This is a genomic window from Pseudomonas sp. LBUM1669, from assembly GCF_059695705.1.
In genome coordinates this window covers 1,240,256-1,253,356 of record NZ_CP166784.1, presented here as the reverse complement: position 1 = coordinate 1,253,356, position 13,101 = coordinate 1,240,256, and the positions used below count along the sequence as shown (strand labels likewise).

Below are 13,101 nucleotides of genomic sequence, written 5' to 3'. Positions count from 1 at the left end.
AATTAATGATCGGCAAAAACGGCCGATAACAAAACTAACGAGCATTTTGCCAGAGCTGAGCGTCGACCGAGAAAAATGTCAGGCATTCAATCCACATCCGTAGGCTACCTATCGCGTCATGGCGATTATGGCCTGCGAAATTCACAGGCACTGAGCGGCGTCAGTCACCTGTGGCAGGATTTTTTTGCCCAGGCCCTGGCCGAACAGTCGACCGATGTGGTGCCGGCGTGTGGAACTTTCCCACCGGTTGATCTCGAAAGCCCAGTCGAGCCTACCGTCGGCAGCGAGCTGCTGGCGCATATCGTTTCCCAGCGCGAATGCGATGTGAAAGAGACCGAAGTCAAACCACCCGAGCCGCTGTTCCTGCCGATTGCCGAGTTCGAAATGGACCTGGCCGACAAGCCTTTCCCGCCGTTCCCGGCCGAAGAAATCGTCGCCCAGCAGAAGCAACAAGACTTTGAAAGTGGCTGGGTGCGGCCGATCGTGCTCACCGCCGGCCAGCCTGTACCGGAAGCCGGCCCGACGCCACAACCGCGTCCACTGCATTTGCCGATCGCCGAATTCGAGCTCGACCTGCTGGACAAACCGCTCCCGCCGTTCTCCCCTGAAGAGTTGGTCGAGCAACAAAAACACTTCGATTTCGATACCGGCTGGGCTCGCCCGATCGTCCTGCAAAACCTGCGCATCGCCGCTTAAGCCTCAGCGACACACCCACCACGGCCCGACATCGACATGAAAGTGATTTCGATGGGCGGCGTTGTAGTCCGGGCTCAACACCACACTGAACAGGCCACAGGCGCCATCGCGAACCTGGCGCAGAAACCGTGCGTCCTGATTATCCTTCGGCCAGTCCTTGAGCACGCTGATGGAGCGACCATCCGCCAGGCGGAAACCGGCGATGTCCAGCGCATCGGCGCTGGCGTGCTGGCTTCGCCTGCCGTTTTCGCGGCCATAGACGTTGCGACAGGCAAAGCTGCCAAGATGATCGACCCGGCTGACAGGCTGTCCATACACCGCTTGCGCGGCAGGTTGCAGGGCATGGTGTTCGAACAGGGCAAACGACACCGCCAGGCGGCAACTGGCGAGAAAGCTGCTGCTCAGCGCGACATCGCCGCCCTGCACCCGCAAGGTGTTGATCAATGGGCACGTCGCGCCGGGGCTGTCGGCCTGATGCGCAACGCGTAAACCGGAGCTGCTCAAGGCTTGATCACACAATTGCGGATCATCGCGCAGGCGCATCAGTTTGTAGCGCGTCAGAAAGTTCGGTTCGGCCTTTACGTCCAGCGGCGCCCAAGGGTTCCACTGGGGTGGCAGCGAGATCCAGCCGCGCCAGACGCCCACGCCCGCCGCACCGATCATCAACAACATCAACAACAGCCACCACCGAAACCGCATCGTCAGCCTTTGAACAATTGATTGGCCTTGGCGTATGGCATCGACCGTGACGTGAACCCAAAGGTGCCCGACGTCTTGATCTCTTCGGCCGCGCGGAAAAACTCGCCGTAGGCCGCCAAGGCCAGGGCCGAACCGACGCTGATGCGTTTGACGCCCATCTCGCTCAACTGCTCGACCGTCAATTTGAGCCCGCCGGACATCAACACGTTGACCGGTTTCGGCGCCACGGCGCGGACCACCGCCAACACGTCTTCAGCGCTGCGCAGACCCGGCGCGTACAACACGTCGGCGCCCGCTTCGGCGAACGCCTGCAAACGGCGAATGGTATCGGCCAGGTCAGGATTACCGTGCAGAAAATTCTCGGCACGGGCGGTCAGCATAAACGGGAAAGGCAGGCTGCGAGCCGCTGCGACGGCGGCTTCAATGCGCGCTACGGCATGTTCGAAACAGTAGATTGGCGCGTCTTCACGGCCGGTGGCATCTTCGATCGAACCCCCGACCGCACCGGCCGCCGCGGCCTGCAAAATACTCTGTGCGCATTCAGCCGGGTCGTCCGCGAAACCGTTTTCCAGGTCCACCGCCACCGGCAGTTCGGTTGCCGCGACAATCGCCCGGACGTTCGCCAGCGTATCGTCGAGCGTCAACCCGCCATCAGGGCGTGCGTTGGAAAAGGCATAACCGGCGCTGGTGGTCGCCAGCGCCTCGAAACCCAGGCTGGCGAGCATCTTCGCCGAGCCGGCGTCCCACGGATTGGGAATGACAAATGCGCCCTCGCGTTCGTGCAGTGCTTTGAACGCCTGGGCTCGAAGGGTTTGCGCATCCATTGGCAGGCTCCTGAAAAGGGGAACGAATCCGCCTCAGAGCAGGCCAAGTTGCTCGGCGGCGGGCTCTCTGTATAGCTCAGGCAACGGCGGCAAGCCAGGCAAACGCAGCATCAGTTTTGCGTGAAAACGTTGCGCCAGTCTGGCGGCCAGCAAGTTATCGGCGGTGTGCAGGAAGATATAGGGCGTGCGGCCCTCTTCGATCCACACGGCGATTTTCTCGACCCACGGCTCCAGGAACGGATCGTTCGCCTCAAGCTGTGGATGGCCGATGAAGCGCACCTGCGGAAACTGGGTAAACGCTGCCGGACGCGGCGGCACCCTGGGCTTTTTCGATTGGGCGTGGAGTACCGATGGATCGGTCGACGTGCAGCTGAACAGCGCTCGCGGATCAAGACAGATGCGTTCTACGCCCCGATCCAGCAGCAGCCGATTGAGCCTGCGCTCGCTATCCCCTTTGGCGAAGAACTCGTCATGCCGCACTTCGACGGCCAGCGGGCGCTCAAGCGCATCGATGAAGCCGGCCAGTTCGGGTAATCGGTGCGGCGTGAAGCTTTTCGACAGTTGCAGCCACAGGGGCGAAACCCTTTCACCGAGCGGGCGGAGCAATTGCAGGAAAGTGTCGGCGGCGGTCAGTTGCTCGCGCAGGTCACCACCGTGGCTGATGTCGCCGGGAAACTTGGCGGTGAAACGAAAGTGTTCGGGCATGGTTTCGGCCCAGCGCTGCACGGTGCTGGCAGCCGGGCTCGCGTAGAAGGTCGTATTGCCTTCTACGGCGTTGAATACTTGGGAATAGAGATTAAGAAATTCGGCGGGTTTGGCATCCGGCGGATACAGATAATCGCGCCAGGCGTTTTCACTCCAGGACGGGCAGCCGAGGTAGTAAGGCTGCCGCATCAGATGTACAGGTCGAGGCCCATTACATCCGTATCCCAATCGACAAAACCGGCAGTGCTCAGGTAGCTGGCAAGTGCCGTGGCGACGCTTTTGCTCATGGCGCGGTGGTAGATCATGTCTTGCTGACGGGCCGGGAGATTGCTCAAGCGTTGCGCAGAAGCCTTGGCGGCACGGGCGGCCATTTGCTCTTCGGACGGAATTTCCAGTTCGCCGTCGATATCGACGTAGTCGTCATCCGCCACAGGGCCTTTGCGAGGCTTGCGCTTGATGGGGTAGGACTGGGAGGAAACGCCGTCTATACGCATGAGTACATGTCCGGTATCAGTAATGGCAGTTTAGTGGCACATAACCCACTTCGCAAACCGCCGAGTGATAACTAGAACACAGAAATACGAAAAGGTTTAAAAGCCGGGATCAGAAAGTGACGATTGGCTGAGTTGGGAATGTTTATTGTGGCGAGGGAGCTTGCTCCCGCTGGGCTGCGAAGCGGTCCCAATTATAGTCAGGTAGTCCGCGCAGTCTGATTTTACGACTGCTTCGCAGCCGGACGGGAGCAAGCTCCCTCGCCACAAAAGCAGTCGGATCAACGCGCTTTCGGCGTCGCCACTTTGTCGCGCAGATAAACCGGCTGCGCCTCATCCGCCACGATCGCCTCACCACGCTCCCAGGCAAACCGCGCCAGCGTCAGCAGGTCTTCAGCGTGGGGCAGCATGCCCGCGTCCTGGCCGATCAGGTTGACGGCGATGCGCTCGGCATACCCCCAACCCGTGCCGGCGCCGAACCATTCACCCTTGGCATCGGCCGGCAATGCGGCCACTTCCGGTGCCAACACCGCTTCATTGCCGACCAGGCGCATCTCCCCCGCCGTTTCGCGGTAGCACCCCCAATACACTTCATCCATGCGCGCATCGATGGCGGACGCGACCTGGCTGACGCCGTGCTCGCGATACGCCCGTTGCGCCAGTACCGCCAGGTTGGAGACCGGCAACACCGGGCGATCCAGCGCAAAGGCCAGGCCTTGCACCACACCGATGGCGATTCGCACGCCGGTGAATGCGCCCGGTCCACGACCGAAGGCGATGGCATCGACCGCTTGCAGGGTGGTCCCGGCGTCGGCGAGCAACTGCTGGATCATCGGCAATAGTTTCTGCGCATGCAGGCGCGGGATCACCTCGTAATGACTCGTGACCTTGCCGTCATGCAGCAAGGCAACGGAGCAAGCTTCAGTCGCGGTGTCCAGGGCCAGCAAGGTGCTCATCGATGTTTCCGTAAGAGAGGTCAGAAAAAGTGCGCCAGTATAAACAACTACGGCCCGCAAGCGGGCCGTAGAAGATGAAGCAGTTCAGACTTTTCAGTTCAGCGCTTCAAGCACCTTGCCGGTGATCGCTTCAACCGAGCCGACACCTTCGATGTGGCTGTACTTCGGTTTGCCCTGAGCGACGGACAGCTCCTGGTAGAACTTCACCAGAGGCTCGGTCTGAGCGTGGTAGACGGAGAGACGATGACGCACGGTTTCTTCGGTATCGTCTTTGCGCTGCACCAGCTCGTCACCGGTGATGTCGTCTTTACCGGCAATTTTCGGCGGGTTGTAGACGATGTGGTACACGCGGCCTGAAGCCTCATGCACGCGACGACCGGCAATACGCTGGACGATGTCTTCGTCCTTGACGTCGATTTCGACCACGTGATCCAGCTCGACGCCGGCTTTCACCAGGGCTTCAGCCTGGGGAATGGTGCGCGGGAAACCGTCGAACAGGAAACCGTTGGCGCAATCCGCCTGGCTGATGCGTTCCTTGACCAGATTGATGATCAGGTCATCGGAAACCAGGCCACCGCTGTCCATGACGCTCTTGGCGATCAGGCCCAGCTCGGTGCCGGCCTTGACCGCGGCACGCAGCATGTCGCCGGTGGAGATTTGCGGGATGCCGAACTTTTCGGTGATGAACTTAGCCTGAGTACCTTTACCGGCCCCGGGAGCTCCCAGCAGAATGACGCGCATCGATGTGCTCCTCAATTTTTTATATAGATAACAACGGATTCGCCTCGTGGGGCCAATCTCAAAAACAGGGTCGTGGCCGCCCAAACGGCCAAAGGCTGCTCAAGATACACAGCAGGCCCGGACCACACAAGCCGCCGAAAGTCGGAGAAACCCGCGCCTTGCGTGACCTTTTGACGGGGTACCCCAAGTCGCAACCCCGTCATTAACTGTCGCCTGGCGGACCTTTTCAGCCCCCCGCCCACCGGCACCCGAAGCTCGCGCCGGGCTCCTTCCCCCACGACGAAAACCTTAGCCGGTATTTCGCAAACCGGCAGCGATCCCCGCCACAGACACCAGCAGCGCCTGTTCTACCGGGCTGCCCTGCGCCACTTCCTGTTGCCGCGAACGGGCCAACAGTTCGGCCTGCAATAGATGAAGCGGGTCGAGATAGGTGTTGCGCAAGCGGATGAATTCGAGGGTGTCGGGGCTATGTGCCAGTAGTTGAGACTGGCCAGTCAACCCGAGGACCACGGCGCAGGCCTGCGACAATAGGTCGCGTAAATGCGCACCCAAAGGGAGCAAATCCGGCTCGACCAGACGCTCATCGTAGGATCGGGCAATGTCGGCGTCGGCTTTGGCCAGGACCATTTCCAGCATGTCGATGCGTGTGCGGAAGAACGGCCACTGTTCGCGCATCTGCCCCAACAGCTCACCTTCGCCGCGCTCCAGCGCCTTGCTCAGCGCCGCTTCCCAGCCGAGCCAGGCCGGCAACATCAGGCGCGTCTGGGTCCAGCCGAAGATCCATGGAATGGCGCGCAGGCTTTCGATCCCGCCGGCGCGGCGCTTGGCCGGGCGACTGCCCAACGGCAAACGGCCCAACTCCTGCTCCGGGGTGGATTGGCGGAAATACTCGACGAACTGCGGATTTTCCCGCACCACGGCGCGGTAAGCCTTGACGCCGTCGGCAGCCAATTCATCCATCAAATGGCGCCACGCCGGTTCCGGCGGAGGGGGTGGCAGCAAGGTCGCTTCCAGCACCGCCGCGAGGTACAGATTGAGGTTTTGCTCGGCGATGTCCGGCAGGCCGAATTTGAAACGAATCATTTCCCCCTGCTCGGTGGTGCGGAAACGTCCCGCTACCGAACCGGGCGGCTGCGACAGAATCGCCGCGTGTGCCGGACCGCCGCCGCGCCCCACGGTGCCGCCGCGACCGTGGAACAACAGCAGCTCGACTTGCTGCTCGCGGCAGATATCGACCAAGCGCTCCTGCGCCCGGTATTGCGCCCAAGCCGCGGCGGTGGTGCCAGCGTCCTTGGCCGAGTCGGAATAGCCGATCATCACTTCCTGCGGACCTTGCAGGCGCGAGCGATAGCCCGGCAGCAGCAACAGCTGTTCAATCACCGGGCCGGCGTTGTCGAGGTCAGCGAGGGTTTCGAACAGCGGCACCACGCGCATTGGCCGCAACACGCCGGACTCTTTGAGCAGCAGCTGCACGGCGAGCACATCGGAAGCGGCGCCAGCCATGGAGATCACATAGGAGCCGAGCGAGGCCTCTGGGGCGGCGGCAATTTCCCGGCACGTCGCCAGCACTTCGGCGGTGTCGGCCGACGGCTTGAAGTACGCCGGCAGCAACGGCCGGCGGTTGTTCTGCTCACGCACCAGGAAGGCGATGCGCTCTTCCTCGCTCCAGTCTTCATAGCGACCGAGACCGAGGTAATCGGTAATTTCAGTCATCGCCGCCGTGTGACGGGACGAATCCTGGCGCACATCGAGCCGTACCAGGAACAGCCCGAACGTCACCGCCCGACGCAGGCAATCGAGCAACGGCCCCTCCGCGATCACGCCCATGCCGCACTCGTGCAAGGAGTGGTAACACAACTCCAGCGGATCCAGCAGGTCGCGGTTGTTGTGCAGCACATCGGCCGGTGCCGGGGTGGTGGCTGTCAATGACGCATGCGCCCAGTTGCGCGTTGCCCGCAGTCGTTCACGCAACTGTTTAAGCACCGCGCGATAAGGTTCGGCGCTGTCCCCGGCCTTGGCTTTCAGCGCATCGCTGGCCTGTTGCATCGACAGTTCAGCCGCGAGGTGATCGACATCGCGCACGTACAAATCAGCGGCCATCCAGCGCGCCAGCAGCAGCACTTCGCGGGTCACGGCGGCCGTCACGTTCGGGTTGCCGTCACGGTCGCCGCCCATCCACGAGGCAAAGCGAATCGGCGCGCCTTCCAGCGGCAGATGCAGGCCGGTGGCGGCATGCAGGGCTTTATCGGCCTTGCGCATGTAATTCGGAATCGCCTGCCACAGCGAATGCTCGATCACCGCGAAGCCCCATTTGGCTTCGTCGACTGGCGTCGGGCGGGTGCGGCGGATTTCTTCGGTGTGCCAGGCTTCGGCGATCAGGCGCTGCAACTTCGCCTGGATCTGCTCGCGCTCGGCCGTTGTCAGGTCGCGATGATCCTGGGCGGCGAGTTGCGCGGCGATGGCGTCGTATTTCTGGATCAGCGTGCGACGCGCCACTTCGGTGGGGTGCGCGGTGAGGACCAATTCGATCTCCAGCCGTCCGAGCTGCCGGGCCAGGGATTCGGCGCTATGGCCTTCGGCACGCAGGCGCGCGAGCAGTTCCGGCAACACCCGTGCCTCGAACGGCGCCGGCTGCGACTCTTCGCGGCGGTGAATCAGCTGATACTGCTCGGCGATATTGGCCAGGTTGAGAAACTGGTTGAACGCCCGCGCTACCGGCAGCAACTCTTCTTCGCTCAATTGGTTGAGGCTTGCGCTCAGCTCGGCATCCATCGAACCGCGACGGTCAGCCTTGGCGCCCTTGCGGATCTGCTCGATCTTGTCGAGAAAGCCGTCCCCGTACTGTTCACGAATGGTGTTGCCCAACAGTTCACCCAACACGTGAACGTCCTCGCGCAAGCGTGCATCAATATCGGTCATCAGCAGTTCTCCAGCGAAAATCCGGGTGTCTTTGAATGCCATGCTCTGACCACAGAGAGTGCCGCTCTAAAGCGCTTCTTACAAGCAGACGACGAAGGGACGGTAAACCTTATGGGTTCGAGCTAGTCTGAAGAGTAAGCCGTACAACGGCTTGCCGCCGACCGCTGGCGGACACTCACACGCCTGCCACGAGCAGGAGCGAAATGAGGTTTTTATGAAAATCCGCGAACTTGCCCTGCATTGGGAAGAAAACGCCAAGGGTCGCCTGACCGACACCGGTTACAGGATTCATCTGGACATGGAAGCGGCTGCACGGCTGGCGGCGATTACCGAGATGTACCCCAAACGCCAGCCCGAAGAACTGCTTGGCGAACTGATCGGCGCCGCGCTGGAAGAGCTCGAAAAGAGCTTTCCCTACGTGAAAGGATCGACCGTGGTGGCCACCGATGAAGAAGGTGATCCGCTGTACGAAGACGTCGGCCCGACCCCGCGTTTTCTCGCGTTGTCCCGTCGTCACTTGCACGATTTGTCATCGGGTGATGACAAGCAAAAACACTGATTTCCCCGCCGAACCCTATGGGAGCGGGCTTGCTCGCGAAGGCATCGTGTCAGTCCCCATCTGTTTGACTGATACACCGCTTTCGCGAGCAAGCCCGCTCCCACATTTAGCCTGCGTATCCCTTCGATAATTGCGTGTTCCCAGGCCGTCAAATGGTCGCGGATACCGCTGCACATCGCCAAAGTTCCCGATTTAGAGCCTTGTCCGTTCGGTCAAAGTATTTTCGGGCGATAGGCCATCTTCTCTGAACTTTTGAAAAACCCCTCGGGTCACAGCCATTAACCACGCCTGGGACGGCCGTTTCAAAACACCCCGGAAATTGACGGTTACGGCTCCTTGCCCAGCATGGATTTTTAAGTTTTTCAGGAGTTATACCAATGGAGTTGAAGACCATGAAGACCCGAACTGCCAAATCCTCGTTCACCCACCTGCGCGGTCTGAAACTGGCTGCCCTGGCAATCGGCAGCAGCTTTGTACTGGCCGGTTGTGCCGGCAATCCGCCGACCGAGCAATTCGCCGTGACCCAATCGGCTGTGAATGGTGCCGTCAGCGCCGGCGGCACCGAGTTCGCCGCCGTGGAAATGAAATCCGCGCAGGACAAGCTCAAACAAGCCGAAATCGCCATGCACGACAAAAAGTATGCCGAGGCCAAAGTGCTGGCCGAACAAGCTGAGTGGGACGCTCGCGTAGCCGAACGCAAAGCTCAGGCGATGAAAGCCGAACAGGCTGTGAAGGACTCTCAGAAAGGGGTTCAGGAACTGCGTCAGGAAAGCCAGCGCACCGTGCAGTAAGCGCGCGTCCAGACCCACAGACCTGAAGCTCTTATCGATAGAAAGGACGAATTATTATGCGTACACAATTGATGATCCCCGCTCTCCTGGCCGCAAGCGTTGCACTGGCTGCCTGCTCCACCCCGCCTAACGCGAACCTGGAACAGGCCCGCACCAACTACAGCGGCCTGCAAGTCAACCCGCAAGCCAGCAAAGTAGCTGCACTGGAAACCAAAGACGCCAGCGATTACCTGGACAAGGCCGACAAGGCTTACCAGGACAAGAAAGATCAGAACGAGGTCGACCAACTGGCCTATCTGGCCAATCAACGTGTTGAAGTGGCAAAGCAGACCATCGCCCTGCGCACCGCCGAGGCCAACCTGAAAAACGCGGCGGCGCAACGTGCCCAGGCCCGTCTCGATGCTCGCGATCAGCAAATCAAGCAGTTGCAGGACAGCCTCAACGCCAAGCAGACCGATCGCGGTACGCTGGTGACCTTCGGTGACGTGCTGTTCGCTACCGACCGTGCTGACCTGAAATCCAGCGGTTTGGTGGATATCAACAAACTGGCGCAATTCCTCTCGGAAAACCCGGATCGCAAAGTGATCGTCGAGGGTTACACCGACAGCACCGGCACTGCGAGCCACAACCAGTCGCTGTCCGAGCGTCGTGCCGGCTCGGTGCGCATGGCACTGGTAAAAATGGGTGTTGATCCAGCGCGCGTCGTTGCGCAGGGTTACGGCAAGGAATACCCGGTTGCGGAAAACACCAGCACCTCGGGTCGTGCGATGAACCGTCGTGTGGAAGTGACCATTTCCAACGACAACCAGCCCGTGATCCCCCGTTCGGCCGTCAGCTCGAACTAAGCTTCCCCCGCTGAAACACAAAAGCCCCGCCTGAGTCGATCAGGCGGGGCTTTTTATGTCTGCAGATCACTCAACCCCTGTGGGAGCGAGCCTGCTCGCGATTGCGGTTTAACATTCAACACTTCTGTTGTCTGACACACCGTTATCGCGAGCAGGCTCACTCCTACAAGGGATCTTCAGTGAATGCAGGACTGGGTTACTGCTCGAGTTTTTGCGGAGTTTCTTCGCCCATGCAGCGCACGGCTTTTTTCTTGTTGTTGACCAGTACGCCCGTCAGGCCTTTTTGTTCGGTGTCGAACATCACCAGTACGCCGTCGATGCATTGGGCCACTTGCGAGGCAGGCTCCAGGGAGACCTTGTAGTCCTCTCCCGGCACGGTCTTGATCATGGTGAAGTCGCTGAGCAGCAGCGCATCTTCCGGTTTGGCGAAGTGCAGGTAGCCGTAGTACCACAGGGCACCCACCGTGCCGAGGATGCTGCAGATACCGGTGATGATCAGCGGGATGGCGTTACGTTCTTCACTCATTGCGGACTCTCTGGTGGTTCATCTTCTGAATTCGGGGGTGCCGGGTAATTGGGGATTTCACCCAACCGGCGCAGGCCGTTGAAATGCTGCGGGTCGTCGAGATAACGCAGCATGACCTTGCGCCAGACCGGGTCGGCAAATGTCTGCACATGTCCTCCACGGGTCAATTGCAGCACTCGCGGCGGCGGCGCAGCTTGATACAGACGGATGCCGTTGGAAAGGGGCACGATCGGATCGTCGATGCTGTGGTAGATCAGTTTCGGCACGCCATTGAGCTGCGCCATGGAGTGGATCGCGCTGTCGCCGTCCGGCACCAGCCACGAAAGCGGCACCTGGAGCGCCCAGGTCAGCCAGGAATTGCTCAGCGCGAATTGGCCGATGCTGCGATAACTGGCCGGCACGCCGTCGAGGACGAAAGCCTTGAGTTGTTTCTGGCGCTCAGGATGTTGAACCAGATAATGCACGGCCATTGAACCGCCAAGGCTCTGGCCGAGCAGGATCAGCGGCTTGCCCTTGACTTCCGGCGCCTGATCGAGCCACTTGAACGCGGCGTCGATGTCCTGATAAATCGCCGGCAGACTCGGTTCGCCTTCGGACAACCCGTAACCGCGATAATCGATCAGCAGCACCTGATAACCTTCCTCCGGCAACCACCAACTCCCGCCCAGATGCATCGGCAGATTGCCGCCATTGCCGTGCAGATGCAGCACCGTGCCCTTGACCTCGACACCCTTTTTCGCCGGCAGCCACCAACCGTTCAACCTGAGGCCATCGGCAGTGGTCAGGGTCACTTCGCGGTAGTCGAGTTTGGCTTTTTCCGGAGTGAACAGTTGGCCGGGTTCGGGGTAGAACAGCAGGGAGCTGCAACCGCCGAGGGTCAGGAGAAGGCAGACGATGCCGAGGATTCTCATCCTATGAAACCTCGCGAAAATGGGTTGAAACACCGAACAAATGTGGGAGCGAGCCTGCTCGCGATGCGGTTTAACATTCAACACTTCTGTTGTCTGACACACAGCCATCGCGAGCAGGCTCGCTCCCACAGGGGGATTTGGTGATCACAAAATGTTGGAGTAATCCGCTTCGATCCGGTCCAGGCTCAGGTGGTTGAGGAAGTTGGAGAAGCACATCCACGCCGACAGTGCATTCAGGTCGCGGAACTGATCCGGCAAATACTTCGGTGGCACCACCAGCCCTTCATCCACTAACTGACGCAAGGTACGCATGTCTTCCAGCGTGGTCTTGCCGCAAAACAGCAGCGGAATCTGCTCAAGCTTGCCTTTACGCACGGCCAACTGAATGTAGTTGTAAACCATGATAAAGCCCTTGAGGTAGGACAAGTCTTTGGTAAATGGCAGGCCGGTCGGCACCGAACCACGGAACACCCGGCTGGCGTTGCCGTAGCTTTCCGGCATTTCGAAGCCTTGCTCGCGGAAGAATTCGAAGACCTGCAAGAAGTCCGCGCCCTCCTCCACCATGTGAATGGCCCGGGTGCGGTTGGTCAGTTTGCGCAGGCGGCTCGGGTAGGACGCGAAGGTGATGATTTCCATCAGGATCGCCAGCCCTTCCTGGGTCACCGTCGACGACGGCGGGCCTTTGGACAGGAAGGTGCAGATCGGCTGGTTCAGCCCGTTGAGCGTGGTGCCGACGTGTACCAGCCCTTCATGAACTTCCAGGGCGCGCACGTCACGTTCGTTGAACATCGCATCGGTGCGGATCTTGATATAGTCGGCGCCGGCCGCCGCATCGGCGACAATGCCGTCGGACTCGAACACGCGAATGGTTTCTTCCGCCTCGCCAAATACTTTGCTCAGCCGGGTTTGCAATAAATGCACGGCCTCCTTGGCGGTAAGGATTTTCGGCTCGTCCTTCAGGTCACCCCGGCCATCGATGTTGTTCAGATAATCGGAGAGCATCAGGCCGAGGTCGGACAGGGTCGGGTCGCCGGCATGGAACGCGTCGGACGCAGCGCCGTACAACTCCTGGGAAATCAGGCCGAAATCCTCGGTGCCGCGCGCTTCAAGCATGCGCACCACCATCCGGTATTCCTTGCACATGCGCCGCATGATCTGGCCGACCGGGTTGAACTGGCCGAGCTGACGGGTGATGTCACGCTCGATGTTCTGGAATTCCAGTTTCACTTTGCTGGAATCGAACGACAGCGGCCGATTGAGGTAATAGTCGCGGTCAACGGCCGGCATTTCCTTGCCCTTGGCCTTGAGGAAACCCTTGCGGATGTTGTCGTCCCACTTGACCGCATCGAGGACGCGAATCGGCGTCTGCGCCAGCACAATGCGATCGGACAAAATGCGTATCGTCTGCTGGTAATCGTCCACCCGAAACTCCTGTAGT

General features: G+C 60.3%; 14 protein-coding genes. 4 read left to right on the top strand and 10 right to left on the bottom strand.

What is annotated here, in order from left to right; translation table 11 throughout:
• Positions 1 to 75: 75 nt before the first annotated feature.
• Positions 76 to 696, top strand: coding sequence for an energy transducer TonB (locus ACA051_RS05565; RefSeq protein WP_497373801.1), 621 nt, complete (start codon positions 76 to 78; stop codon positions 694 to 696).
• Between the two features lie 3 nt (positions 697 to 699).
• Here the strand turns inward: ACA051_RS05565 and ACA051_RS05560 are convergent, their stop codons facing one another.
• The 7 genes from ACA051_RS05560 to ppc all read right to left on the bottom strand — a co-directional run bounded on the left by ACA051_RS05560 (position 700) and on the right by ppc (position 8,031).
• Positions 700 to 1,395 (bottom strand): extensin-like domain-containing protein, encoded by a 696-nt coding sequence (locus ACA051_RS05560; RefSeq protein WP_497308369.1) that lies wholly within the window; start codon positions 1,393 to 1,395, stop codon positions 700 to 702.
• A 2-nt stretch (positions 1,396 to 1,397) separates the two neighbouring features.
• Complete coding sequence (locus ACA051_RS05555) at positions 1,398 to 2,219, bottom strand: isocitrate lyase/PEP mutase family protein (RefSeq protein WP_219097637.1); 822 nt, start codon at positions 2,217 to 2,219, stop codon at positions 1,398 to 1,400.
• A gap of 33 nt (positions 2,220 to 2,252) precedes the next feature.
• On the bottom strand, positions 2,253 to 3,113 hold the full coding sequence (locus tag ACA051_RS05550; protein ID WP_497308367.1) for a DUF72 domain-containing protein: 861 nt from the start codon (positions 3,111 to 3,113) through the stop codon (positions 2,253 to 2,255).
• Positions 3,113 to 3,418 (bottom strand): hypothetical protein, encoded by a 306-nt coding sequence (locus ACA051_RS05545; protein WP_219097639.1) that lies wholly within the window; start codon positions 3,416 to 3,418, stop codon positions 3,113 to 3,115. Before ACA051_RS05545 ends, ACA051_RS05550 begins: the two co-directional genes overlap by 1 nt.
• Positions 3,419 to 3,696: 278 nt before the next feature.
• A complete protein-coding gene (gene tsaB / locus ACA051_RS05540; RefSeq protein ID WP_497308365.1) occupies positions 3,697 to 4,371 on the bottom strand; it encodes a tRNA (adenosine(37)-N6)-threonylcarbamoyltransferase complex dimerization subunit type 1 TsaB in 675 nt (224 codons plus the stop codon).
• A 93-nt stretch (positions 4,372 to 4,464) separates the two neighbouring features.
• Positions 4,465 to 5,112 (bottom strand): adenylate kinase, encoded by a 648-nt coding sequence (gene adk, locus ACA051_RS05535; RefSeq protein ID WP_497308363.1) that lies wholly within the window; start codon positions 5,110 to 5,112, stop codon positions 4,465 to 4,467.
• Between the two features lie 288 nt (positions 5,113 to 5,400).
• Entirely contained in the window at positions 5,401 to 8,031 is a 2,631-nt protein-coding gene (gene ppc, locus ACA051_RS05530) for a phosphoenolpyruvate carboxylase (protein WP_497375505.1), read from the bottom strand.
• Positions 8,032 to 8,245: 214 nt separating this feature from the next.
• On the opposite strand from ppc, the gene ACA051_RS05525 reads away from it, so the two are divergent.
• The 3 genes from ACA051_RS05525 to lptF all read left to right on the top strand — a co-directional run bounded on the left by ACA051_RS05525 (position 8,246) and on the right by lptF (position 10,226).
• Positions 8,246 to 8,590: a pilin assembly protein gene (locus ACA051_RS05525; RefSeq protein ID WP_109628178.1), complete on the top strand. Its 345-nt coding sequence runs from the start codon at positions 8,246 to 8,248 to the stop codon at positions 8,588 to 8,590.
• A gap of 377 nt (positions 8,591 to 8,967) precedes the next feature.
• Positions 8,968 to 9,381, top strand: coding sequence for a DUF4398 domain-containing protein (locus ACA051_RS05520; protein WP_497308359.1), 414 nt, complete (start codon positions 8,968 to 8,970; stop codon positions 9,379 to 9,381).
• Between the two features lie 56 nt (positions 9,382 to 9,437).
• A complete protein-coding gene (lptF, locus tag ACA051_RS05515) occupies positions 9,438 to 10,226 on the top strand; it encodes a lipotoxin F family OmpA-related lipoprotein LptF (protein ID WP_497308357.1) in 789 nt (262 codons plus the stop codon).
• Positions 10,227 to 10,422: 196 nt separating this feature from the next.
• Here the strand turns inward: lptF and ACA051_RS05510 are convergent, their stop codons facing one another.
• The 3 genes from ACA051_RS05510 to ACA051_RS05500 form a co-directional block, all read right to left on the bottom strand.
• Complete coding sequence (locus ACA051_RS05510; RefSeq protein ID WP_497297603.1) at positions 10,423 to 10,752, bottom strand: PA3694 family proteiin; 330 nt, start codon at positions 10,750 to 10,752, stop codon at positions 10,423 to 10,425.
• A complete protein-coding gene (locus tag ACA051_RS05505; protein ID WP_497373799.1) occupies positions 10,749 to 11,663 on the bottom strand; it encodes an alpha/beta hydrolase in 915 nt (304 codons plus the stop codon). Before ACA051_RS05505 ends, ACA051_RS05510 begins: the two co-directional genes overlap by 4 nt.
• A gap of 144 nt (positions 11,664 to 11,807) precedes the next feature.
• Positions 11,808 to 13,085 (bottom strand): flavohemoglobin expression-modulating QEGLA motif protein, encoded by a 1,278-nt coding sequence (locus ACA051_RS05500; protein WP_497308354.1) that lies wholly within the window; start codon positions 13,083 to 13,085, stop codon positions 11,808 to 11,810.
• Positions 13,086 to 13,101 lie beyond the last annotated feature (16 nt).